Origin of the sequence: Pseudomonas sp. MPB03 (assembly GCF_046605385.1) — a bacterium.
GTDB classification, from domain to species: Bacteria; Pseudomonadota; Gammaproteobacteria; order Pseudomonadales; family Pseudomonadaceae; genus Aquipseudomonas; species Aquipseudomonas zanjanensis.
On sequence record NZ_CP176770.1, the window covers coordinates 3,569,773 to 3,594,372 of the forward strand.

Genomic DNA, 24,600 nt, shown 5'->3' on the forward strand with positions numbered 1-24,600 from the left:
ACTCTAGCATTCTTGTCTTGCAAAAGAGGCGCACTTACCGTGTTCGACACTTATCAGCGCTTCAGGCAGGTGCCCCATGACGATTGCCAATACCCATATCGATGCAGAGGTTGCTCAAGACACCGCACCGCTCCCCATCGGTTCACTGTTTGCCCTCGCGCTCGCCGCCTTCGTGACGATACTCACCGAAGCCTTGCCCGCCGGCCTGCTCTCACAGATCAGCCAAGGGCTGGCGATCTCCGAATCCCTAGCCGGCCAGTTGGTCACGGTCTACGCCATAGGTTCCTTGCTGGCAGCCATACCGCTGACCGCCGCGACTCAAGGCATGCGGCGCAGGTCGCTGTTGTTGCTGGCCATTGCCGGTTTCGCCGTTGCCAACACGGTCACGACCCTTTCCACCCACTATGGTTTGACGATGGTCGCGCGCTTGCTGGGTGGCGTATCGGCCGGGTTGCTGTGGGCCTTGCTGGCCGGCTACGCCGCGCGCATGGTGCCCGAGCACCAGAGAGGCCGAGCCATTGCAATCGCCATGGTGGGCGCGCCCTTGGCGTTATCCCTGGGCGTGCCCGCCGGCACGCTGCTCGGCAACCTGATCGGTTGGCGGATGAGCTTCGCCATCATGAGCGTGTTCGCCGTCGCCTTGATGGTCTGGGTCCGTCTCAAGGTGCCCGACTACCCTGGGCAAGCCACCCATAAGCGCCTTGCCTTGGGTCAGGTCTTCACCCTTCCGGGCGTTCGCTCGGTGTTGTTCGTGGTGCTGGCGTTTGTCCTGGCGCACAACATTCTCTTCACCTATATCGCCCCGTTTTTGACGGCGGCGGGCCTGGGCGAGCGGATAGATCTCGTCCTGCTGGTCTTCGGTGTCGCGTCGTTGCTGGGGATCTGGGTCGTCGGCGTGCTGATCGATCGCCACCTGCGGGCGTTGACGCTGGCCGGCACGGTGCTGTTCGCCCTCGCGGCATTGGCACTTGGCGCCATGAGCGACACGCCTGCTGTGGTTTATATCGCGGTAGCGGCTTGGGGAATCGCTTTCGGAGGGGCCGGGACACTGTTCCAGACGGCTATCGCCAAGACGGCCGGAGACGCGGCGGATCTTGCCCAGTCCATGCTGGTCACGGCCTGGAACCTCGCCATTGCCGGCGGCGGGATCGTCGGTGGTCTGCTGCTCGATCACTTGGGGGTCGTGGCGTTTGCGCCGGTCTTGATCGTTCTCCTGCTGCTGACGTTGGCCGTGGTGTGGTCCGCAGAACGCCATGGCTTTGCCCAGAGCATCTAGCCACAGGGTTCTACTACGGTTGGAGACTGATATCCCGGGTTGGTTTGCAAGATCAGGCAAGAATCAGCCCGGATCGTGCAACCCACCCCAATCATTCCTTCCTATAGTTAACCAGAGCCAAACCATCTGGAGCTGGTCCCCCTATGAGCGCCCTGAACATAAACGGCCGTGAATACACGGTCGACGTAGACCCTGGCACCCCGATTCTCTGGACCCTGCGCGATACGCTGGGCATGACCGGCACCAAGTTCGGCTGCGGCGCGGCGTTGTGTGGTGCCTGCACCGTGCACCTGGACGGCCAGGCCATTCGTTCCTGCGTGACGCCCATTGCCGCCGCCGAGGGCAAGAAGATCACCACCATCGAAGCGGCCACCAACGGCAGCGATCCGGTGGGTAGCGCCGTGCACGACGCATGGGTCAAGCACGACGTGGCGCAATGCGGCTACTGCCAGAGCGGCCAGATCATGAGCGCAACGGCTTTCCTCAAGGCCCAGCCCAAGGGCAAGCAGCCCACGGTGGCCGAGATCGACTCGGCCATGGCCGGCAATATCTGCCGCTGTGGCACCTACGCCCGTATCCGCGCCGCGGTGGCTGATGCCGCCAAGACCCTTGCCTGATCGGAGCCGACCATGTTGAACGAGATATTCCCGAACGAGCTCCCCCGCGCCTTGCAACAGATGCTCGAACGCGGCGAGGTTGATGGCCCAGCAGCCCTGCCCCGGCGCAGTTTTCTCAAGATCGTCGGCATCGGCGGGCTGGCCTTGGGCGCGTTCCCGCACCTGGCCTTGGCGCAGGAGGCCAATGGCGCCGCGGCAACGTCGCTCAAGCCGACCCAGCAACCCTCTTCATTCGTCCAGATCGCGCCCAATGGCGAAGTCACGGTGACCATCAACCGCTTGGAGTTCGGCCAGGGCGTACAGACCGGCCTGCCGATGATTCTCGCCGAGGAACTGGATGCCGACTGGAGCCTGGTGCGCAGTCGCAACGGCAGCAACGACGCCGCCTACATGGACCCGGCCTTCGGCATTCACCTCACCGGTGGTTCCAACACAATCAAGAACAGCTACACCCAGTACCGCGAACTCGGCGCCCGTGCGCGCGCCATGCTGTTGAGTGCGGCTGCCGCCCGCTGGAATGTGGACGTGGCGAGCCTGCGTACACAGGCCGGCATGGTACTCGGGCCCGAGGGCCGCAAGGCGAGCTACGGCGAACTGGCCGAAGCCGCCATGGCGATGCCTGTGCCTGAGCAGATCACGCTCAAGGATCCCAAGGATTTCCGCATCATCGGCCAGGCCACCACCCGCATCGATGCCAAGGCCAAGAGCAGCGGCCAACAGGATTTCGGCATCGACATGCACCTGCCGGGGCAGCTCACGGCGGTCGTCGCTCGACCACCGGTGTTCGGCGCCAGGATTGCCTCCCTGGATGACAGCGCCGCGCGGGCCACGAAAGGCGTCAAAGCCGTGTTGCGCGTGCCGCTGGACGGCGGCGCCGAAGGTGTCGCCGTGGTCGCCGACGGTTACTGGCAGGCGAAATTGGCCCGGGATGCACTGAAGGTGGAATGGAACACTTCTACCGTGGAAAAAGTCGACAGCGAAAAACAACTGGCTCAATACCGCGAGCTGGCCAGCCAGCCCGGCCCGTTGCACTTCGATGCCGATATGACGCCGCTGGCCAGCGCACCGCATCAACTGGACGCCGAGTTCGTGTTTCCCTACCTCGCCCACGCCCCGATGGAGCCCCTGAACTGCACGGTGCAACTCGCCCAGGACAGCGCTCAACTGTGGGTCGGCACGCAGTTCCCCGGCGGCGACGGTGCTGCGGCCGCCAAGGTACTGGACCTCAAGCCCGAGCAGATCCAGGTCAACGTACAGACCGCTGGCGGTGGCTTTGGCCGGCGCGGCGTGCCCACCAACGATTTCGTGGTAATGGCCTGCGAAGTCGCCAAGGCCGCTCGCACGGCGGGCGTCAATGCCCCTATCCGCACCCTTTGGAGCCGGGAAGACGACATCAAGGGCGGCTACTACCGCCCCATGCATCTGCACCGTGCGCGTATCGGTTTTGACGACAGCGGCAAGGTCCTCGCCTGGGATCACGCCTTGGTGGGCCAATCGATCATCACCGGTACCGTATTTGGCGGGCGGGTGAAGAACGGCATCGACCCGACCGCCACCGAGGGCATGCGCAATCCCTATCCGCTGCCCATGCGCCTGACAGTTCATCATCCCAAGCTCAACGTGCCCGTATTGTGGTGGCGCAGCGTGGGCTCCACCCATACGGCGTTTGTGATGGAGACGTTGATCGACGAGATCGCCCGCACCACCAAACAGGATCCGGTGGCGTACCGGATGAAGTTGTTTGGCGACCAGAGCCCACGCCATCGCGAAGCGCTGCAGTTGGCCGTGGACAAGAGCGAGTACGGCAAGCGCCAGCTAGCGGCGGGCCGTGCCTGGGGCGTGGCGGTCCACGAGTCGTTCAGTTCGGTGGTGGCCTACGTGGTCGAAGCCTCGGTACAGGATGGCCGTCCGGTGCTGCACAACGTGACCGCCGGCGTGCACTGCAACCTGGTCGTCAACCCACGCAGCGTCGAGGCCCAGGTCCAGGGCGCGGCGCTGATGGGCTTGTCGATGTGCCTGCCCGGTGGCGCCGTCACCCTGAAGGACGGCGTGGTGCAGCAGAGCAATTTTGCCGACTTCAGCGTGCCGCGCATTACCGACATGCCGGAATTCGCCGTCCACATCGTGCCCAGCGCCGAGCCACCCACGGGAATGGGCGAACCCGGCCTGCCAGCGTTGGCCCCGGCTTTTGCCAACGCGGTGGCGAGCCTGACGGGTAAACCGTTGCGTGAGTTGCCGTTCAAATTGGCGTGATGGGCGTGGAGCGGTCAACGTGGTGCGCCAGGTTGACCGCCCCACGGGTTTTGGGGGCGCTTCGCACCCCGGCGGGAGTAAGCTCCCTCGCCACGATGTGCACACGCCTGCAATACGCGGAGTGGCTTACTTCACCGCACGCCACCGGTTTCGTGCATGCAGATAGGCGGTCGTATCGCTGTAGCCCAGTTGGGCGGCGATCTGCGCTATAGGTTCGCCTTGCATTTCCAAGAGTTGCTCCAGTTCGGCGCGCACCTGGTCGAGCAATTGCCTGAAGGTCGTGCCTTGTTCTTCAAGGCGCCGGCGCAGCGTCCTGGGCGTCTGGTGCAGCGCGTGCGCCAGATCCACCAACGTCGGCGTCTCGCCTTTGGCCAGCGATTGTCGAACGCCCTCGGCGAGCCGGGCCGACCAACCGCTGAAGTGGCGATGCGTGGCCAACCGACGGTCGAGTTCCTGAGTCAGCAGCTCCAGCAGTCCGTGATGACGCGTTTGCATCGGCAGACGTGTGCTGGGGGCATCGAAGTAGAAACAGTTGACCGTGCAATCGAACTCGACACGGTCGCCGAACCAGTGGCTGTACTGGAGGTAGTACGAGGGTCGCGAATGGGCGAATTGGGCGAGAACCGGTTGTACGTCCCTCCCCGTTCCTTGTCGTAGTTGTGTAATGGCCATCACGCCGTAGTGCTCGACTACATACCGCGCCAGATCACCCGGCGCGTCGACATTCAACTCGACCCCCAGGCCGTTCTCATCATTGACCAAGCGCACCGTGTCGGTGTCAGCGGCCAGCGGTGCGTACCGCGCCCAGAGCTGCATGGCCGAGAGGACGTCAGGACTGTACAGGCAAAGGTAGGCCAGGACGTGCCAGTCCTGCGGCGTGAATAACCCGAACAAGTTCAAGCCGATCGCCGGATCGACCCGTGCAGCCTCGCGCCAGAGCTGATCCAGTTCGATCAGGTTGTAGTCCTTGTGCTTCCCGCCCGCATGACTGTCCAGGAAACGCTCCAGCACCTGGCCCAATTTGCCCCGGTGAAAGCGTTGGGGTGAGCGATTGACCGCTTCTCGCTCGATTCTGTCCGTTTCGCGCATTGGGAGGGCTGGCTCGCTGGCTTCTAATGAAATGGCATTGCCCGCTGGGGCCTTAATCGAGAGTGCCATGAATACAACAATGCTCGCCAATAATCCTTCCGCTGTCGTGGCCGGGATATTCCTCGCCTTCATTCTGCTGGAACTTGCTTGCTCGGCCTTGCGCCAGTCATCGGCCGGCAGGCGTGACGTACTGATTGAAGTCATCGGCTCCGGGATCCTGGTGGCAATCACCTTCCCTGCTGTCATGTGGCTGAGCGGCAAGCTGCTCGGCCTGGCTGCCCCGCAGATGAAGGATGCGCTGGTGGCAATCCCTTGGGCCGCGGGTTTCGTGTTGTTCCTGCTGCTGGACGACATGACGCAATACTGGTGGCATCGCCTGACCCACCGGGTGCCCGCCCTCTACGCACTGCATCGTGCCCATCACTCCGCGCCCTACATGAGTGTCCGGATCGTTTACCGCAACAACAGCTTCTACTACCTGCTCATGCCCGGTATCTGGCTGTCCGGCATGCTGATCTACCTGGGCCTTGCGCCGGTCTACTACGTCTATTTGATCATCAAGATGACCGTCATTTTCGCCGCGCACAGCAGCGTGGCCTGGGATGACAAATTGTATGGCGTTCGCGTGTTGCGGCCCCTGGTCTGGATCCTGGAGCGGACGATTTCGACCCCGGCCACCCACTCGGCCCACCATGGCTTGACGGCCGAGGACGGTGTCACCCATTACAAAGGCAACTTCGGCAACCTGCTGTTTCTATGGGACGTCTTGTTTGGGACCGCAAAGATCACGCGCCGACGTCCGCCGGCCTACGGCATCGAGCATCTGTCGCCGATCAGTTGGCAAGAAGAATTGTTCTGGCCCGTCGTACGCGCTCGCCGTACCGCGCCCAAGACCCGCGTCCAACCGGAGGTGACGCCGTGAGCCGCCGTATCGTCGTGCTGTCGGGTTCCAATCGGGCGGGCAGCCAGTCGCTCAAAGTGGCAAATCATCTGCGACAGCGACTGACAGATCTGAACCTGTGGGAGGCCAGCGACTTGATTGACTTGGCCACCAGCCGACTGCCGCTTTGGCCGGAACAAGACCGCGACCAGCTGTGGCCCGCTCAACAAGCGATCCTTGCCAAAGCGACGGCGCTGATCGTGATCAGTCCGGAATGGAACGGCATGGCCTGCCCGGCGCTGAAGAACTTCTTCCTGTACGCGGGGATCAGCGAGCTCGGGCACAAACCCGCGCTGTTGGTGGGTGTCTCGGCGGGCCTGGGCGGCGCGTACCCGATCGCCGAGTTGCGTGCGTCGAGTTACAAGAATTGCCGGCTCCTTTATTTGCCTGAACACCTGATCATTCGAAACGTGGAATCGATGTTCAATGACCAGGCGCCGGCCAACGAAGACGACAAGCGCATTCGCGAACGTGCTGATTGGGCGTTGCGCCTGCTCAGCCAGTACGACGTTGCATGTCGCGAGATCAGGCGGGCCCTTGAACAGCCTCCGGCGTTTTCTACCGGTATGTAGGCGGTAAGTCCTGCGCTCAGGCCACCCCGGATTTCCCATGAAACGCCTGCCCCAGCACCGCCAATCGCTCCGCCAACGGTGGCAAGCATTGGCTGCTGCGGGTCAGGACGCCGATGTTGTCGGCGTTGCGTTCGGCTACGGCCTGCACGCTTTGCAGACGCTGGCTAATGCCGATCGACGCCTGGGATTGCTCCTGGGTGGTGCTGGCAATCAGGTCGTTGAAATGGTTGATCACGGCGATGTCTTCGACCACGGCATGCAACAGTTGCGAAGCCATTTGGCTGGCGGACACGCAGCGTTCTACCCCGTCGCGGCTGTCTTGCATCGCGGCGGCGGCCTGGCGGCTGCCTTGTTGCAGCTTGGCGATGATCTGTTGAATCTCGGTGGTGGACGTCGAGGTCTTTTGTGACAGGGTGCGGACCTCGTCGGCCACAACCGCGAACCCGCGGCCCTGATCGCCGGCACGGGCGGCTTCGATGGCGGCGTTGAGGGCCAGCAGGTTGGTCTGCTCGGCGATGCCGTTGATCACATCCAGCACCTGGCCGATTTGCTGGGCCTGCTCGGCCAGCACCTGCACGGTGTCGTTGGTCAGGTTGATGCGCCCTGCCAGCTCGACGATCTCTTCCCGGGTCTGGTCAACCGTGCTGCGTCCGCGGTTGACCTGCTCATTGGCCTGGCCGGCACGCTGCAAGGTCTGGTCGACGTGGCCGGCGATGTTCTCCATGGCTTGGACCAGATGGCCAATCGCACCGCTCATCTGCGCCACTTCGTCGAGTTGGTGGCGGGCGCCGGTTTCCAGGGTCTGGCCAACCTGGGACAAGTCCTGGCCCAGGTCCGAGAGGTTGCGGGTGTCGCGCACCACACCGTCCACCAGTTGGGTGACCTGTTGGAGGAAATGATCGAAACGCTCGCTCGAAGAAACCTTGACGCCCTCACCGCGCTGCCTGTCGGTGTCATGGCTCAACTGAGCGGCCGCTGCCAATACCTTGTCGAGCACCTCCTGGTTTTCCGTGGCGTCGGCCAGGCTCTGGTTCGCCAGGTAAATCAGGATCACGCTTTCCACCACCACGTAGAACGCGTGGAGGAAGATCATCGACCAGCCGCCGTGAGTCTCCATGACGAACACCGGATAACCCTGGTGTTGAAGCCAGTGAAAACTGAGGTGATGAACCGCGATGGTGGCGGCGGCCACGACAATCGGCAGCCAGTCACGGTAGAACGTCAACACGGCCAGCAGCACGAAGATCCCGAAGTGGAACTCGGTCACGCCGTGGGTCTGGTTGATATGCAGCGCCGCCATGACCATCAACGCCACCGCAATGACGCAGCGCATGGCCCGCGTGCCCGCCAGGACGCGATAAAGCCCGGTGCTCGCCACGCAGGTGGTCGCCCCCACCAGCAACGCCTGGGTGAACGTCGAGTGCAGGAAGGCCAGGCCCAGGGAATACAGCAGCGCCAGCCAAAGCAGCCCCAGCATGATGCGGTCGGCTTTACGGTGGTGGTCGTTAAAGCGCACGGGCGATGTCATGGGGGTCGTCCTTTTCAAAGACTTGGAGGTCCGTTACCAAATGCCGTAAATGGCTTAGCGGCGTTTCGAGAGGGAACTTTAACTGATTATCATCAATTAGTGGCACTGCGCCACCAAGCTTTTCTCAGCGGCCTTTGCTTTATGATGTCCGCCATCTCATGACTGACTGATGGAACCCCCATGACTTTCGATTTCGACACGGTATTGGAGCGCCACGGCACCGGCAGTACCAAATGGAGCCGCTACCCGGCGGATGTGTTGCCGATGTGGGTGGCCGACATGGACTTCGCCGCCCCGCCGATGGTCATCGACGCACTGCACAAGCGCCTCGAACATCCGATGCTCGGCTACAGCGTCGCCCAGGACGATCTGCGTGCAGCCATCACGGCTGACCTGTGGAGCAAGTACGCCTGGCGCGTCGAGCCTCAGCAGATCGTGTTCCTGCCCGGCGTCGAGCCAGGTTTCAACATGGCGCTGCATGCCTTGGTGGAACCCCGGCAGAACGTCGTGGTGCAGGTGCCCAACTACCCGCCGCTGCGCCACGCCCCTGGTCACTGGCAGTTGAACAAAGTGGAATTGCCGTTCACCCCGGTCAACGGTGAGTTCCATACGCCGTTGGCCGCGTTGCGCGAAGCGTTGCAGGGCGGCGGCGCCTTGTTGCTGAGCAATCCCCACAACCCGCTGGGCAAAGTGTTCGAGCGTGAAGAACTCCAGGCCGTGGCCGACATTTGCCTGGCGCAGGACGCCTGGATCATCTCCGACGAGATCCATGCCGAACTGTGCTTCGACGGTCGCGTGCACATACCGACTGCGTCCCTCAGCCCCGAGATTGCCGAGCGCACCATCACCCTGATGTCCGCCAGCAAGGCCTACAACATCGCGGGGCTGAAAACCTCGTTCGCGATCATCCAGAACGCCAAGCTGCGCGAACGGGTCAACAGCGCCCGGGCAGGCATGGTCGACAGCGTCAATGCCCTGGGCCTGGAAGCGACCCGCGCGGCCTACAGCGAGGCCGGCCCGTGGCTGGAAGCCCTCAAAGCCTACCTGCAAGCCAACCGTAATTACCTGGTCGAGGCGGTGAACACTCGCCTGCCGGGCATCACCATGACCGTGCCCCAGGGCACTTACCTGGCCTGGCTGGATTGTTCAGGCTTGGCGCTGGATGACCCGCAAGGATTCTTCTTGAAGGAAGCCAAGGTCGGGCTCAGTGCCGGGCTGGATTTTGGTGACGATGCCGGGCAGTTCGTGCGCCTGAACTTCGGCTGCCCGCAGGCGCTGCTGGAGGAAGGGATTGCGCGGATGGAGCGCAGCCTGAAAGCCAGGGGTTGATCCAACCGGCGACGCAGATCCCATGTGGCGAGGGAGCTTGCTCCCGCTGGGTCGCGAAGCGGCCCCCAACGACCACACAACTCGGTGTTGGTGAGAATTGAGGGGGCTGCTGCGCAGCCCAGCGGGAGCAAGCTCCCTCGCCACAGGGGCTTCTGCGCCGCGTTGTATCGGTGCTCTATTCCTGCATATCCGGCGCATAAACAAAACACAGCTTGTTCCCCTCCGGATCGCGGCAATATGCACCGAAATAGCCTTCGCAATATTGCGGCCGCGGGCCGGGTGGGCCTTCGTCGGTACCGCCCATGGCCATCGCCTGCTCCCAGGTGGCGCGGACGGTTTGCGGGGAGTCGGCGGCGAAGCTCACTTGCATGCCATTGCCCCAGGTCGCGGGCAAGCCGTTGAACGGCAGTTGGACAAACACCTGGGGCCAGTGCTTGCCCGGCTGACGCCAGCCTTCCCCCGGCGGGCCCGAGTCGTTTTCGCTCTCCATGCGCTCCAGTCCCAGGCAGCCGAGGACTGCGTCATAAAAAGCGACCATTTTCGGCAGGTCGCGGGCGCCGATCTGGATGTGGCTGAACATGGCCCTGCTCCTCTTTCAAATCCGTACGTGGGTTGGAGAATACCGCGGCCTCCAATGTTCGCCCAATGCAGTCTGTTCGCCGACGAAACAGCCCTCGTTACGCTCATCGACTGACCGGACAATCCGACCGAACTCCGCCCGAACCCCCAAAGTCCACCCTCCATCGCAACCCAACTGGAGAACGACAATGGCCGACTACCCTTTCCCGCCTTTTCCGAAACAAAGCCAGCCGGTACCCGGCACCCAGCGCAAAATGGACCCGTACCCGGACTGCGGTGAACAGAGCTACACCGGCTCCGGACGCCTGGCGAACAAGATCGCCCTGATCACCGGCGCCGACAGCGGCATCGGTCGCGCCGTCGCCATAGCCTTCGCCCGTGAAGGCGCGGACGTGGCGATTGCCTACCTGGACGAGCACGAAGACGCCAAGGAAACCGCGCGCTGGGTCGAACAAGCCGGACGCCAGTGCCTGTTGCTGCCCGGTGACCTGGCGGACAAAGGCCTGTGCCGCAAGATCGTCGATGAAACCGTCGCCCGCTTCGGGCATATCGACATCCTGGTCAACAACGCCGCGTTCCAGATGACCCACGAAACCCTCGAGGAGATTCCCGACGAGGAATGGGTGCGCACCTTCGATATCAATATCACGGCGATGTTCAGGATCTGCCAGGCCGCCGTGCCGCACATGAAGTCCGGTGGCTCGATCATCAACACCACCTCGGTCAACTCCGACATGCCCAAGCCGACGCTGCTGGCCTATGCCACCACCAAGGGCGCCATCGCCAACTTCACCGGCGGCCTGGCGCAAATGCTCGGGCCCAAGGGCATCCGGGTGAACAGCGTGGCGCCGGGACCGATCTGGACGCCGCTGATCGTGGCGACCATGCCCGAGGAAGAAGTGCAGAATTTCGGCGCCCAGACACCCCTTGGCCGTCCTGGCCAGCCGGTTGAGGTGGCGCCGATCTATGTGCTGCTGGCCTCGGACGAAGCCAGCTACATCACCGGGGCCCGTTATGGGATTACCGGGGGCAAGCCGATGCTTTAAGCAAAGCGCAGTGTTTTACCTGCGTTTTACCTGTGTTTTACCTGTGGCGAGGGAGCTTGCTCCCGCTGGGCTGCGAAGCAGCCCCTCAATTCTTGCCAACACCGAGTTGTCTGGTCGTTGGGGGCCGCTTCGCGACCCAGCGGGAGCAAGCTCCCTCGCCACAACAGCCCCCTTGCCACAAAAAGTGTCTAGTGACGGTGCTCAGGACGGCTCCTTGGCAATCACCGAAATCTTCCCGTTACGCTCGATAATCGCAAACTTGATTTGCTCCAGGGTCTCGATGCCTTGGCTGGAGCGCGCGGCCTCCATGATGTCCGCCTCGATCAACCGCGCATGGCGCATCCGACCACGGAGGATGCGCCCGTCCTCGACGATGATGGTCGGGCCGCCATCGATCAGCCGTGAAACCCATTGGGAGCGCAGCTTGAGCAATGAAAAACCGACATCGATGGCAATCAGCGTCACGATCACCATCAGCGCGTTAGTCATCGAGAAGTCATCGCCCAACAGCGCCTGTTGAGTGGCCTCGCCGATGATCATCAACAACACGAAGTCGAACGTGGTGATCTCGGCCAGGGAACGCCGTCCGGCGATCTTGAACAACACCATCAATGCCGCATACAACGCGGCGGCTCGCAGTACCGAATCCATAAGTCACCTAAGGAAATATGAACTGTTTGAAACTGACCGTGGCACCGCCAGGGGTGGCGATGCGGCTGTGATAGGTGCCGAACCCTTCGCCGAGCAATGACAGATACAGGCTGGCTTGGCCTTGCTTGTCCGCTTGGACCCAGAGCGTCATGCCCTGCCCCGCGCCCGCCGAACGCATCGGTGGCGGTTGCAGCGCTTGCACCTCGAAACCTTCCAGCCAATCGCCGCCCAACGCCACTTCCAGCACGGCGTTGGGTTGGCCCTTGAGCCGGATGGTCATGGCATTCGCGGAGCCGTTGCGGTGGAACGCCTGGTATTCAACGCCCAGGCTACCGTCGCTGCTGTACAACTCCCGGTCGCTCAACGGGCCTCGGGAAAACAGGCCGAGCAAGCTCAGGATCACCAGCAGCACCAATACGTACCAGCCCACTCGCTCAAAACGCCAGACCTTGTGCTGGAAGACCATGTCTTCGCGCACCGGGAATTGGCGGCTGCGGTGATCGTCCTGCTCGTCTTGATCGGTCATGGTCGGCCCCTATCGACGCTCACCCGCCACGGCGCGGTGGTGAAAAGTGGGCAATTGCTGCAACACGTATTCGGCGGCCCACAATTGCACTTGGCTGCGGTTGCCGAAGAACCGCTCGCGGCGACTGAACAAGGCGCGCTGGCCGTTCACCTCGAACGCCCAGGCAAAACAGACGGTGCCGGCGGGAATACCGTCCTTATCCTCTGGCCCGAGCAGGCCGGTGGTCGCCACTGCTACGTTGGCATTGGCATCGCGCAAGGCACCAAGAGCCATCTCCTCGGCGACTTCCCGACTGGTGAGATTGAACGTCTCGATGGTGCGTGGGCTGACACCGAGCAAGCGCTGCTTGGCTTCAGGGGAATACACCACATAGCCACTTTCGATCAGTGAACCACTGCCGGGCACCTCGGCCAGCAGCGTGACAATCTGCCCGGCGGTGCAGGATTCGGCCGTGGTCAGGCGCAGGTCATGTTCGCGCAGATAATCAACCAGGGTTTGGGCAACAGTCATGGCAAACGGTCCTTCAGGGATGCTGTTGGGTTGACCCCTGCCGTTTTGATTCATTCCCTTTATCGCACCGTCAGCCAGATCCTGGAAATAAATGAAACCCCTGTCTGTAGCCGTACCTCAAACCTACATGGGCCTCATGCAGAGGCCGTCCTGATCAGGAGGTCGTCATGTCTGCACCTTTCGTCAAACTGTTCACGCATCCTGAGTTCGCCTGGGCCGACATTCGCGAACAGGAACAGGCGCATCCACGCCACTACCTGGCTCACTTGCTGTTGCTCGCGCTGATCCCGGCGGTGTGCCTGTTCATCGGCACCACTTGGACCGGTTGGAGCCTGGCCGAAAACGAAACGGTACGACTCAGCAGCGCCAGCGCGTTCCAGCTGTGTGCGTTGCTGTACCTGACCATCGTGGTCGGCGTCACGCTGATGGGGCTGTTCATCCGCTGGATGTCCCGCACCTTCGAGGTGCGTCCGACGGTCAACCAATGCATCGGTTTCGCCGCCTACACAGCCACGCCCTACTTCCTGGCCGGGATTTTCGGGTTGTATCCGAGCCGCTGGCTGGCCGTGGCGGTGTTATTGCTGGCGTCGGCCTACTCGACCTTCCTGCTGTTCGTCGGATTGCCCAAGTTCATGGGTCTCAAGAAAGAACAGGGCCTGCTGTATTCGGCAAGTGTCTGGGGCGTCGGTTTGCTGGTCCTGGTGACGATCCTGGTGGAAATGATCCTGCTCTGGTTCAACTACCTGCAGCCGGAATATCTGCGTGTGCCGGTGGGCTGAGGGCGTTTTCGGGGCGCACAATGCCGGTGACGGCGGCTTTGCAGTGCCCGGTCTTCGCAATCTTCGTGCAACCGGACTATCCTGCGAGTTTTTGCCCCCTGAATTTGATGTGGCGGGACTGGATTGCCCCGCCCTTTAAGGCCACGGATTTATGCCATCATCCAGCAAACGCTCTCCCAACGTGCCACAGCGACGAGAGCTGAGCCCCAGTGACCTGAACTTCCCGGTGGTGGGAATCGGCGCTTCGGCTGGCGGCTTGCAGGCCATCAAGCAGTTTTTCGAGCACATGCCCAAGGACAACGGCATGGCGTTCGTCATCGTCCTGCACCTGGCGCCGGACCATCAGAGCCTGGCCGGCAAGATCATCCAGGAAACGACCAAGATGCCGGTGCTGCAGGTCACCGAAACGGTGCCGATCCGCAAGAACCACGTCTACGTGATTTCCCCCGCCCAAAGCCTGCACATGAATGACGGCTATCTGCGTGTCGCCCCGGCCGAACCCCGCCAGGGCGGGCACGTGGCCATCGACCTGTTTTTCCGCGACTTGGCGGATGTACACAAGGAAAGGGCTTTTTGCCTGGTGTTGTCGGGCACCGGCTCCGACGGCGCCGTGGGCCTGTCGAGGATCAAGGAACAAGGCGGCGTGACGATCGCCCAGTCCCCTGAAGATGCCGAGTTCGATGGCATGCCCCGGGCGGCCATCGATACCCAGATGGTCGATCTGGTGCTGCCAGTGGCGGAAATACCGCAAAAGCTCCTGGAGCTGTGGCACAACTCCCAGGCAATCCGCTTGCCCACCGCCAATGACCCGGAAATTCACACCCAACCGCCGACCTCCGAGCGCGAGGCCGCCGCGGCCGAGCAGTCACTGCACGACATTCTGGTGCAACTGCGCGCCGGTACCGGCCATGATTTCAAGCACTACAAACGCGCCACGGTGCTGCGCCGTATCGAACGGCGGATGCAGGTCACTGCCCAGGCGGATTTGCCCTCCTACTACAGCTACCTGCAGAACCATCCGGATGAAACCAAGTCCTTGCTCGGCGACCTGCTGATCGGCGTGACCAACTTCTTTCGTGACCGTGAAGCATTCGAAGCCCTGGAGCGGGATGTGCTGCCCAGCCTGCTCCAACCCGTCGAGCCCGGCAGCGTCGCTTCCGAGGAGATACGCCTGTGGTCGGCGGGCTGCTCCACCGGCGAAGAGGCCTATACCCTGGCGATGCTGGTCAGCGATCAACTGGTGCTCGACGCCAGTCCCGCCAAGCTGCAAGTGTTTGCCACCGACATCGATGAACGTGCCATTACTGCGGGCCGTAACGGCGCTTACCCTGAGGCGATCATTACCGACGTGCCCCCGACCCGGCTGCGTCAATACTTCCTTAAGGATGGCCACAACTACCGCGTGCGCAAGGAGATCCGCGAGCGGGTGCTGTTCGCCAAGCACAACCTGCTGTCGGATCCGCCGTTCTCGCAGATCGACCTGATCGTCTGCCGCAACCTGCTGATCTACCTCGACCGCGAGGTCCAGCGCGAAATCCTGCAAATGTTCCACTTCGCCCTGCGACCGGGGGGCTATCTGTTCCTCGGTTCGTCGGAGTCGGCCGATGCCTGCCATGAGCTGTTTACGCCAGTGGACAAGCGCAACCGGATCTTCCGCAGCAAGTACGGCACCGCCAGCAGCCGCCGTACACCGACCATGCCTCGCGGCGGTTATGTGCGCACGACGGCCTCCCCGACGACGCCCCTGGCCCCCCCGATACGCAAGGTGTCGTTTGCCGACATCCACCTGCGCGCCATCGAACGCTCTGCGCCGCCGAGCATGATCGTCGACGCCAATGCCGATATCCTGCACATGTCCGAAAGCGCCGGTCGCTTCCTGCGCCATGTCGGCGGCGAGATGTCGCGCAACCTGCTGACGCTGATCAATCCGCAGTTGCGCCTGGAAATCCGCACCACGCTGTTCCAGGTCAACCAAAGTGGCCAGGCGGTCAAGTCGCGCCAGGTCAACCTCGAGCGGAATGGCCGACGGTTCCTGGTGGATCTGCTGGCCCAGCCCTATCGCGACGACCAGTCCGACGGTGACTTTGTCCTGGTGGTGTTCGATGAGATGGAAGTCGACGCGGCCGAACAGCTTGAATCCAACACCGACCAGACCGAGAACCAGGTCCTCTCCAACCTTGAACGGGAACTGCAGCGCACCAAACTGCATCTGCAGGACACCATCGAGCAGGCCGAAGTCTCCAGCGAGGAACTCAAGGCCTCCAATGAGGAAATGCAGGCGATCAACGAAGAGTTGCGCTCGGCCACCGAAGAGCTGGAGACCAGCAAGGAAGAGCTTCAGTCGATCAATGAAGAACTGCTGACGGTCAATTACGAGCTCAAGACCAAGGTCGAAGAAACCGACAAGATCAACGACTACCTCACCAACCTGATCGCCTCCACCGACATCGCCACGGTGTTCGTCGACCGCAGCGTGCGCATCAAGTGGTTCACGCCAAGGGCCACGGAGATCTTCAGCATGCTGCCGGTGGACACCGGCCGCTCGCTGCTGGACATCACCCATCGCCTGGATTACGCCGACATGGCTTCGGACGCCACGCAAGTGTTCGAGTCCTTGAACATGATCGAACGGGAAGTCAGCAGCAACGACGGCCGCTGGTACATCGCCCGGCTGCTGCCGTACCGCTCCAGCGAGGACCACATCGACGGCACGGTGTTGACCTTCATCGACATCAGCAAGCGCCGGGCGGCCGAGGAAGAATTGCGCCTGGGAGAAGAACGCATGCGACTGGTGGCCGAAAGCACCCGGGACTACGCGATCATCCTGCTGGATGAACATGGCGTGATCACCCGCTGGAACACCGGGGCCGAATTGATTTTCGGCCATTCCAAGGCCGAAGCCGAGGGCGCCTATTACGACTTCATCTTCTCGCCCCAGGACCGCGCCGACGGCGTGCCGGAAAACGAATTGAGGCTGGCCCGGACCAACGGGCGTAGCGAGGACGAGCGCTGGCACCTGCGCAAGGACGGCAGCCGCTTCTTCTGCAGTGGCGAGGTCACCTTGCTACAAGGCGACCACCAGCAGGGCTACGTGAAAATCGCCCGCGACCTGACCGGGCACAAGCGCCTGCACGAGGAACAGACCCAACGGCTGATGGAAACCCAGAACACCAGCCACCTGAAGGACGAGTTCTTCGCGGTCATGTCCCACGAACTCAAGCATCCGCTGAACCTCATCCAGCTCAACGCCGAGTTGTTGCGGCGTTTGCCAGTGACCAAGACCGTCAGCGCCGCGGCCAAGGCCGTCAACACCATCTGTGACGCCGTGGCCAGCCAGGCACGGATCATCGATGACCTGCTGGACGTGGCCCGGGTGCGCACCGGCAAGCTCAAGCTCAAGCGCCAGGCCGTGGACTTGGGCCGGGTGCTCCAGGATATCTACACGGTGGTGATCAATGACAATCACCCGAACAAGGTGACCCTGGAATTGCCCGAGGGGCCCGGCGAGCTGATCGTCAACGCCGACCCGACCCGGCTGGAGCAGGTCATCTGGAACCTGGTGAACAATGCCCTGAAGTTCACCCCAAACGGTGGCCGCGTGCAGTTGATCGCCAGCAGGGACGGCAGCATGGCGCGACTGGACGTCAAGGACTCCGGCGTGGGCATCGAGGCCGAGCATTTGAACGAAGTGTTCGACCTGTTCGGCCAGGCCGAGACCCAACACGCGACCCATCAACGCGAAGGCCTGGGCATCGGCCTGTCCTTGGTGCGGCAGTTGACCGAGGCCCATGGCGGCAGCGTGGAGGTCAAGTCCGATGGGTTGGGCAAGGGCTGCACGTTTACCATTCGCTTGCCCTTGAGCAAGCTCGAAGAACCACAAGCCAAGCAAACGCCCAGCAATGGGCAATCCGGCCGTCTGAGCGGCCTGACCGTTCTACTGGTAGATGACTCTCCCGAAGTGCTGGACACCCTCAAACTGCTGCTGGAGATGGAAGACGCCCAGGTCCTCGCTTTCGACCTGCCGCAAGAGGCCTTGCAAAGCGCCCGGGACGCCCGTTTCGATGTGGTGATTTCGGATTTGGGCATGCCGGTGATGAACGGGCATGAGCTGATGCAGGCGTTGCGCAAGTTGCCCCATGTCAAACACATTCCGGCCATTGCGTTGACGGGGTATGGGGCATCGGTGGATATGCAGAAGTCCCGGCAGTCGGGGTTTGATCAGCATATTGGCAAGCCGGTGGCCTATGATGAGCTGATTGATACGATTGAGCAGTTGTTGCGTTCGCAGGTTTATTGAGTCGGGCTGCGCTCTCAGGCAATAAAGATGTTGGATGTGCCGGCCTCATCGCGAGCAAGCTCGCTCCCACAGATTTCACGGTGTACATGGACTTCGTGCCCGCTGAAGATCCAATGTGGGAGCGAGCTTGCTCGCGATGGCGGTGGTTCAGTCACATGATGTAACGGATATACACCCCAATACCTTAAATCTTCCTCATACCAATACGCCGACGCATCTCAGCCGTAATACTCTGCCGGGTCTTCTTAAGCCCAGCCCAAGGCTCGTGCCCAACCTCCGCCAGACGCTCATGGACATTGTGCACATTCCAAAGATTGGCCCCCTTGAGCTCAGCCACCTCCTCTCGAAAAATCGGCACCGACACCGGCAGCCCTTCCCGAGTCCGAGCGGCATACGCGCAGATGGTGGTAGCCCCCAGCCCATTGCGCAGATAATCGATAAAGATCCGCCCTACCCGGTTCTTCGGCCCGGAGACCGCCGAAAACCGGTCCGGCAACAACTTGGCCATATGACTGACAATCGCATGGCTAAAGCCCTTCACCTCATCCCAACCCAGCTTGCGCGTCAACGGCACCACCACATGGATGCCCTTGCCGCCGCTGGTCTTGAGGAACGCCTTGAGCCCCAGCTCATCGAGCACCGATAACGTGAGTTGCGTCGCCTCGACCATGCTTTTCCAGGGCAGCGCCGGGTCCGGGTCAAGGTCGAGGACGAAGCGGTCGGGCTTGTCCAGGTCGACGGCCGTGGCATTCCAAGTGTGCAGTTCCACCGTACTCATCTGCACCGCGCCGATCAGCGCTTCGGCGTTGTTGATGATCATCACCGGCTGCCCGGTCAGCTCCTTGTCCAGGCTGGTGATTCCGGGAATCGCCAGGCGCTCGGGGTTCTTCTGGAAAAACAGCTCTCCGGCGATGCCCTCCGGCGCCCTGACCAGGGCCACCGGGCGCTCCGCAAGTTCCGGCAGGATGAATTCGGCCACGCTGGCGTAGTACTCGGCCAATTGCAGCTTGGTGGTGCCGCTGCTGGCGTCGATGACCCGGTCCGGGTGGGTGATACGCACTTTGCCGTCCATGGCCGGCGTCTTGGCTTTTGTCTTCGACTTGCCCTTGGCCGGCGTCGCTTCAGGCGCGTCCTGGGTGCTGGTTTTCTTCGTCGCGGTGGTTTTCTTCACGGGTTTGGCAAGCTCCTGGGTAATGGCCTCGGCCGGCTTGTCGTCACGCAAGCCATGGAAAACCGCATGGCGCACCGAGCCTTCCTTGGTCATTTCGGCAAAAGCCACCTCGGCCAACAACGTCGGTTCGAGCCAGTGCACGCCCTTGGCTTCGTAGCCGGTGGGCGGATTCACCACGGCGGGCTTTTTCGTCTCCAGGGGCAACAGCTGCTGGTAGATGCTTTTAAGGGTGGTTTCGTTGAATCCGGTGCCGACCTTGCCGGCGTAACGCAACTGGCCGCTGTCGGCATCGTGCAGCCCCAGCAGCAAGGCACCAAAGGCACTTCGCGCGCCCTTGGGATCGCTGAAGCCCACCACCACGAATTCCTGGCGATTCTTGCATTTGAGCTTGATCCAGTCATTGCTGCGCCTGGACACATAGGCACTGCCGACGCGCTTGCCGATCAGCCCTTCCATCCTCATCTGGCAGGCGCTGTTGAGCAGCGCATCGGGGGTTTCCTCAAACGCATCGGAAAACCGCAGCAAGGGGCTTTCGTTGGGCTCCAGTACCGCAGCCAATGCGGCCCGGCGTTCTTGCACCGGCACTTTGCGCAAGTCCATGCCATTGAGATAAGGCATGTCGAACAGGTAATAGGCGATCTTGCCGCTGCTGCCGGCCTCGAAGGCATTTTGCAGGGCCTGGAAGTCCGGCACGCCCTCCTCGTTGGCCACCACCATCTCGCCGTCGAGCCAGGCCGATTCCAGCCCCAGCGCGGCCAAGGCCTCGGCCTGTCTTGGCAACTTGTGGGTCCAGTCATGGCCGTTGCGGGTCAGCAGCCTGACGTCGCCGTTTTCGATGCGTGCCATGACCCGGTAACCGTCGAACTTGATCTCATAGAGCCATTCGCCGTCGGGTGCGCTTTCCACCAGCGTCGCCAGTTCCGGCTTGAGGGTTTCCGGCAGCGGCCCGGCGACTGCGCCGCTGAGGGTGGTTTTCGAGGTGCGTTTCGGTGATTTTGGCTGGGCGGCTTTTTCCGGTTTTTTCACCGCTTTGGCCGCCGCGGCCTTGCCTCGGCGCTTGGGCACGATGGTGCGATCGCTGAGCACGCTGTCCGGCTCGGCCTGGACCACATCGTATTCGCTCTCGGGGCGGGCGGCCGAGTCCTGATGCTTGATCAGGAACCATTGCTCCTGCTTGCCGGGCATGTGGGTACGCACCAGGTTCCACAGGCCGCTGAGCTTGTCGCCTTGCAGCTCGAACTTGAGCCGGCCTTTTTCATAGGCCTCGTGGGGATCCCCTTGGGGAATCCAGACGCCCCGGTCCCAGACGATCACGTCACCGGCGCCGTAGTGGCCTTCGGGAATGCTGCCCTCGAACGTCGCGTAATCCAGCGGATGATCTTCGACGTGCACGGCCAAGCGCTTGGCTTTCGGGTCCAGGGAGGGCCCCTTGGGCACTGCCCAGCTCTTGAGCGCGCCGTCCAGCTCCAGCCGGAAGTCATAATGCAGCCGCGTGGCATCGTGCTTTTGAATGCAGAACTGCAGGGCATGGGCGCTTTTTGCCGATTTTCGCGAGCGTTTCGCCGCCGGCTCCGGGGTGGCGGCGAAATCGCGCATGCGGTTGTAGTCATCCAGGGTCTTGCTGCTCATGGACCACCTGCCACTTGCTGCAACGCAGGATCGGCGACCGGTATCCCGGCGGTTTCCGCGAGCAACTGATCGACCACGCGGCTCAAGGCCTGTTCGACCGAATCACCCAGCAGCAGGCCTTGTTCGTAGAGCACGATCTGCCGATCGGCGCTGGAGCCTTCCTGGACGATCCGGCGGGCCTGCTTGAACACGTCCTGGACGCCCAACTCGGCAGCGGTTTCACCGAAGGTCTGCTCCGCCAGGGTGAGCCATTCACCGATCAGCATCGGTTGCTCCTGCCCCTCGACGATAAACTCCGCGAGAATCCCGTGGCGCTTGGCCCGCCAGCGGTTTTCCTTGAGGATCCACTGGGACATCTGGCTGTAGTGGGCGCCGGGCCGGCGCAGCGTGACGGCATGGGCCACCATCAGTCGAAACAGCGAGACCAGGCACAGCACGTCCTCTGCCCGAGGGCAGGCATCGCAAATGCGCAGCTCCAGCGTGGGATAACGTGACGAAGGTCGTATCACCCACCAGCAATCGCTGGCTTGGCGAATGGAACCGGTGCGCATGAGCATGTCCACGTAGCCGGCAAACGCCGACTCATCTTCGAAATACTCCGGCACGCCCATGCGCGGCCATTCATCGCAAGCGACTTGTCGATAGCTGCTGAAACCACTGTTGCCACCGTTCCAGAATGGCGACGACGCGCTCAGGGCCAAGAACATTGGCAACCACGGCAGGATCTCATTCATCACCCGCACCCGGTCCTGGGTCGCGGGCACTTCTACGTGTACATGCAGGCCTGAAAGCACGCTGCGCCGCGCCACCCGCTGATAGTCATCGAACAATTGCTGGAAATGCAGCTCATCGGTGGGCTGCAGCACCTGGGTGGCCATCGGATGCGAGCCCGCGCTGAGCAGGCCCAGGCCATGCTCGGCCAAGCGCTTGGTCAGGCCGCTGCGCACCTGGGCCAGGTAATCGGCCGCTTCGGGCAGGCTGCGAAAGATGGGCGAGGCCATCTCCACCTGGCATTGGAACATTTCATGGGCGAAATGCTTGCCCAGCTCGGCCTGGCACGCCGCGATCACTTGCGCGGGGGGCTCACCCGGCATGCAACGGGTTTGCAAATCAGTGATGAAATACTCCTCTTCAACGCCGAACTTCATGCGCCTGTTCATCGATAGTCCCTCCGATAGCCCCGCCGAGACCTGCGCCAATGCGGGTCACAACCAACGCCACCACGGCGATCCTTTCCACGTCCTGATAACCCGGCGTGAGCAATTCCTCACCGAACACGTCCGGGTCCAATTCCTTGTAGGTCCAGCCGAAATCCGCTGAGTCACGCCACTGCCCCAGCGCTTCCAGGAACGGGTCGCGTCCGTCCACCATCGCCACGCCGGTATAGAGCACCAGCGAGCCGCCCGGTGTGAGCCGGGGCAAGGCCTGCTCGACGATACGCAGCGACAGCCCGGCGCCCAATGTTCCGCCACCGTGGCGATAGGCGCGCTCGGCGGGATCGGCCATGTACGGCGGGTTGGCGACGATCAGGTCGAAGTCGCCGACCACGTCTTGCAGCACGTCGCTGCGGGTGACCTCGACGTTGGCCACCTCCGCCAGCGCGGCGTTCACCGCGCACAGGCGCAGGGCTTGAGGGTTGATGTCCACGGCCAGCACTTGCGCTTCACGGCGGGCGCGGGCAATCACGATGGCACCGACACCGGCGCCGCAACCGATGTCCACGGCGCGCTGCACGGCGGTGAAGTTCTGCTGCAGATGAGTATGGATCAGTTGGGCGAAGCGGTAGCTGTCAGGGCCGAAAAACACCGCATCATTGGCCTGGGTGGGAAATTGCGAATGGGCAAACAGCAAGCCATCCAGGCTCGACCAGCGCACCCGGCTATACAGCAAGCCATCGCATGCTTCCAGCACTTGGGCGTCTTGCAGTTGCCGCTGTTCGTCGGCGCTGATCAGCCCCGGCGCAAACGGCCGCGACCAGCCAAACACGTCCCGCAAGGTCTTGGAACGCTCATTGCCAGGACGCTGGTTGACCCGTTCGTGGGTCAACGGCGTCGGGGTGATGAAACGGTAGCCGTCCGCCTGAAGGCGTCGGCCCAGTTGCAACAGCGCAAGGTCCGGTTCGGACAGGCGTGCTTCCTCAGTCATGCAGGGCTCCCTAGCGAAGTGCGGATTTGAGTTCGATGAACCGGCGAGTCGCCAACAGTCCGGCCGGATGGCTGTGGCAGCGGGCGCAAAGCCAGGGCACCAGGGCCTGCATTTGCTCGTCCGGCGTGCGGCCTTGCAGGGCCTGTTGCAGGCTTTGCACATCGGGATCGTCCATCGGCGTCACGGGCTCACACACGGCGCCCGAACCCCGCCGGGCAGCGGATTTCGCGCCCTCATTCCGCCAGTCACCGGCAATCCAGTCGTGCAGCAGTTGTTTTTCGTAGGGGCTGAACACCCCGAACATGGCCGCGCCGGGCCCATCGATCAGTGTCCAGAAACGGCTGTTTTGCGGATCTTCATGACGCTTGATCCAGCCTTTGTTTTGCATCGCGGCCAGGAACCCTTGCAACTGGCCCGGTTCCGAAAGCCACTGGTTGACGGTCTTGCCTTCGAACTTGCAGTAGTCGGAGTGCATGTGCTGGCCGAACGGGCGCTTGCGTTCGAGCATGTCCAGCACTTCGCGATCCAGGTCGAACGCGCCGATGATGGCCCGGCTGCCCTGCCCCAGGTCATTGAGGCGATAACCCAGCGTGACTCGTTGCCAGAAGGCCTCCCGGTCGGCTTCCATCGGCATCAGTTGCAACAGCGACTGCACGGCCTTGTGGGCGTGGCCGGTGCTGGCGTTGTCGATGGTGACGTGGAGGGTGAAATAGTACGGATCGATGTCCAGCTCGCTCAGCTCGTAAGCACTGACCAGCAGATGCAGGGGCAATTGCTCGTAGCCCAGGTTGTAGCCGATGACCTCCGGCAGGTACTCGTCGCCGGCATAACCCAGGGCCAGTTGCACGGCGCCTTGCAGATACAGGTCATCGTCGATGTCCGGGGCGTCCGACAGGTCGTGTTCGGCGAGCAGCTTGCGATAAAGCACCACGTGGTTCTGTGACGGATGACCGTCCCCCAGCTCTTCCAGGTAGGTGCACAGCAACCCTTCGAAACGGTGGTCGTGCCAATGCTTGACCACGCCATACAGCCAGGCGCCGTCCACCCGTTTGGTCGGCGCAACAGCTTGCAGGAAGTACAGGGCGTGAGCCTTGTTGCTGAAAAACTCCCGCGGGCCGCCGCTTTTTCGCCGTTCCAGGTAATCCGCGTATTGCCGGGCGACGCCGGCGCTGTGGTGCTCGACCCAGGTCGACAGCGTCATGGGATCGTCCGGCATCTCCTGGGGCAGCGCCGCAGCCTTCGCGAGGCATTGCTGGAGGAAGGCTTGGGCGACGGCTTGCTTGTCAGCGTCGTCAGGGCCTTGGAACAGCCGCTCATAGCATTGGCGCACCTGTCCCCCATGGGTGACAGGGTGCACGGTGGCTGGCCGGGATTGGAGGGGTGTCAGCGCAGTCATAAGGGCCTCTTGGGTTCTCGGCGGACGCTGAATCAGAACGTCTCTTTTGTTGCAGAGCGCTGGGAACGGCGAAAAATTCCATTGGGTTGAACGGCAGGCGGATAAACGGGGCGGTGCGCAGATGATGGGAACCCTCGTTTCGCTTCAGCCCTCGAATGCTGAGAACCACCCAGTTGTAGATGTCGAGAGCGCCGTTGTGGCGAGGGAGCTTGCTCCCGCTGGGTCGCGAAGCGACCCCAATGCCGCGAGCGCTTCGCACTCGAGCGG

Annotated in this window: 19 protein-coding genes; 9 read left to right on the forward strand and 10 right to left on the reverse strand. The window is 62.4% G+C overall.

Annotated elements, in window-relative coordinates; genetic code table 11:
• The first annotated feature begins 76 nt into the window (after nucleotides 1-76).
• The 3 genes from ACLH0I_RS15790 (at nucleotide 77) to ACLH0I_RS15800 (ending at nucleotide 4,146) form a co-directional block, all read left to right on the forward strand.
• Entirely contained in the window at nucleotides 77-1,276 is a 1,200-nt protein-coding gene (locus ACLH0I_RS15790; protein WP_411384697.1) for an MFS transporter, read from the forward strand.
• Between the two features lie 143 nt (nucleotides 1,277-1,419).
• On the forward strand, nucleotides 1,420-1,893 hold the full coding sequence (locus tag ACLH0I_RS15795) for a (2Fe-2S)-binding protein (RefSeq protein ID WP_250965082.1): 474 nt from the start codon (nucleotides 1,420-1,422) through the stop codon (nucleotides 1,891-1,893).
• A 12-nt stretch (nucleotides 1,894-1,905) separates the two neighbouring features.
• On the forward strand, nucleotides 1,906-4,146 hold the full coding sequence (locus ACLH0I_RS15800; protein WP_411384698.1) for a molybdopterin cofactor-binding domain-containing protein: 2,241 nt from the start codon (nucleotides 1,906-1,908) through the stop codon (nucleotides 4,144-4,146).
• Nucleotides 4,147-4,272: 126 nt separating this feature from the next.
• Here ACLH0I_RS15800 and ACLH0I_RS15805 read toward each other — a convergent pair whose 3' ends face one another.
• Entirely contained in the window at nucleotides 4,273-5,235 is a 963-nt protein-coding gene (locus tag ACLH0I_RS15805) for an AraC family transcriptional regulator ligand-binding domain-containing protein (protein ID WP_411384699.1), read from the reverse strand.
• A 67-nt stretch (nucleotides 5,236-5,302) separates the two neighbouring features.
• Between ACLH0I_RS15805 and ACLH0I_RS15810 the strand changes: the two genes are divergently transcribed.
• On the forward strand, nucleotides 5,303-6,157 hold the full coding sequence (locus ACLH0I_RS15810; protein ID WP_411384700.1) for a sterol desaturase family protein: 855 nt from the start codon (nucleotides 5,303-5,305) through the stop codon (nucleotides 6,155-6,157).
• On the forward strand, nucleotides 6,154-6,747 hold the full coding sequence (locus ACLH0I_RS15815; protein ID WP_411384701.1) for an NADPH-dependent FMN reductase: 594 nt from the start codon (nucleotides 6,154-6,156) through the stop codon (nucleotides 6,745-6,747). The genes ACLH0I_RS15810 and ACLH0I_RS15815 overlap by 4 nt, the downstream gene beginning before the upstream one ends.
• 16 nt (nucleotides 6,748-6,763) lie before the next feature.
• Here the strand turns inward: ACLH0I_RS15815 and ACLH0I_RS15820 are convergent, their stop codons facing one another.
• Complete coding sequence (locus ACLH0I_RS15820; RefSeq protein WP_411384702.1) at nucleotides 6,764-8,275, reverse strand: methyl-accepting chemotaxis protein; 1,512 nt, start codon at nucleotides 8,273-8,275, stop codon at nucleotides 6,764-6,766.
• A 180-nt stretch (nucleotides 8,276-8,455) separates the two neighbouring features.
• Between ACLH0I_RS15820 and ACLH0I_RS15825 the strand changes: the two genes are divergently transcribed.
• A complete protein-coding gene (locus ACLH0I_RS15825) occupies nucleotides 8,456-9,604 on the forward strand; it encodes a MalY/PatB family protein (protein ID WP_411384703.1) in 1,149 nt (382 codons plus the stop codon).
• A gap of 175 nt (nucleotides 9,605-9,779) precedes the next feature.
• Here the strand turns inward: ACLH0I_RS15825 and ACLH0I_RS15830 are convergent, their stop codons facing one another.
• Nucleotides 9,780-10,184, reverse strand: coding sequence for a VOC family protein (locus ACLH0I_RS15830; RefSeq protein WP_411384704.1), 405 nt, complete (start codon nucleotides 10,182-10,184; stop codon nucleotides 9,780-9,782).
• A gap of 187 nt (nucleotides 10,185-10,371) precedes the next feature.
• On the opposite strand from ACLH0I_RS15830, the gene ACLH0I_RS15835 reads away from it, so the two are divergent.
• A complete protein-coding gene (locus tag ACLH0I_RS15835; RefSeq protein ID WP_411384705.1) occupies nucleotides 10,372-11,229 on the forward strand; it encodes an SDR family oxidoreductase in 858 nt (285 codons plus the stop codon).
• Between the two features lie 201 nt (nucleotides 11,230-11,430).
• Here ACLH0I_RS15835 and ACLH0I_RS15840 read toward each other — a convergent pair whose 3' ends face one another.
• The 3 genes from ACLH0I_RS15840 to ACLH0I_RS15850 are packed head-to-tail and all read right to left on the reverse strand — an operon-like array spanning nucleotide 11,431 to nucleotide 12,916.
• Nucleotides 11,431-11,880, reverse strand: coding sequence for a DUF421 domain-containing protein (locus ACLH0I_RS15840; protein ID WP_186705687.1), 450 nt, complete (start codon nucleotides 11,878-11,880; stop codon nucleotides 11,431-11,433).
• Nucleotides 11,881-11,887: 7 nt separating this feature from the next.
• Nucleotides 11,888-12,406 (reverse strand): hypothetical protein, encoded by a 519-nt coding sequence (locus ACLH0I_RS15845; protein WP_411384706.1) that lies wholly within the window; start codon nucleotides 12,404-12,406, stop codon nucleotides 11,888-11,890.
• A 9-nt stretch (nucleotides 12,407-12,415) separates the two neighbouring features.
• A complete protein-coding gene (locus ACLH0I_RS15850) occupies nucleotides 12,416-12,916 on the reverse strand; it encodes a CinA family protein (RefSeq protein ID WP_250965073.1) in 501 nt (166 codons plus the stop codon).
• A gap of 167 nt (nucleotides 12,917-13,083) precedes the next feature.
• Here ACLH0I_RS15850 and ACLH0I_RS15855 point away from each other — a divergent pair, with 167 nt between their 5' ends.
• Both ACLH0I_RS15855 and ACLH0I_RS15860 read left to right on the forward strand, forming a co-directional pair.
• Complete coding sequence (locus ACLH0I_RS15855; RefSeq protein WP_411384707.1) at nucleotides 13,084-13,695, forward strand: Yip1 family protein; 612 nt, start codon at nucleotides 13,084-13,086, stop codon at nucleotides 13,693-13,695.
• A gap of 151 nt (nucleotides 13,696-13,846) precedes the next feature.
• Nucleotides 13,847-17,992, forward strand: a complete 4,146-nt coding sequence (locus tag ACLH0I_RS15860) for a CheR family methyltransferase (protein ID WP_411384708.1) — start codon at nucleotides 13,847-13,849, stop codon at nucleotides 17,990-17,992.
• Nucleotides 17,993-18,176: 184 nt separating this feature from the next.
• Here ACLH0I_RS15860 and ligD read toward each other — a convergent pair whose 3' ends face one another.
• Genes ligD through ACLH0I_RS15880 form a run of 4 tightly spaced genes read right to left on the reverse strand, consistent with a single transcriptional unit; the run spans nucleotide 18,177 to nucleotide 24,333 of the window.
• On the reverse strand, nucleotides 18,177-20,792 hold the full coding sequence (ligD, locus tag ACLH0I_RS15865; protein ID WP_411384709.1) for a DNA ligase D: 2,616 nt from the start codon (nucleotides 20,790-20,792) through the stop codon (nucleotides 18,177-18,179).
• Complete coding sequence (locus ACLH0I_RS15870; protein ID WP_411384710.1) at nucleotides 20,789-21,952, reverse strand: carboxylate-amine ligase; 1,164 nt, start codon at nucleotides 21,950-21,952, stop codon at nucleotides 20,789-20,791. Before ACLH0I_RS15870 ends, ligD begins: the two co-directional genes overlap by 4 nt.
• Nucleotides 21,924-22,937, reverse strand: coding sequence for a methyltransferase (locus tag ACLH0I_RS15875; RefSeq protein WP_411384711.1), 1,014 nt, complete (start codon nucleotides 22,935-22,937; stop codon nucleotides 21,924-21,926). The genes ACLH0I_RS15870 and ACLH0I_RS15875 overlap by 29 nt, the downstream gene beginning before the upstream one ends.
• Before the next feature lie 10 nt (nucleotides 22,938-22,947).
• A complete protein-coding gene (locus ACLH0I_RS15880; RefSeq protein ID WP_411384712.1) occupies nucleotides 22,948-24,333 on the reverse strand; it encodes an iron-containing redox enzyme family protein in 1,386 nt (461 codons plus the stop codon).
• Between the last annotated feature and the right edge of the window lie 267 nt (nucleotides 24,334-24,600).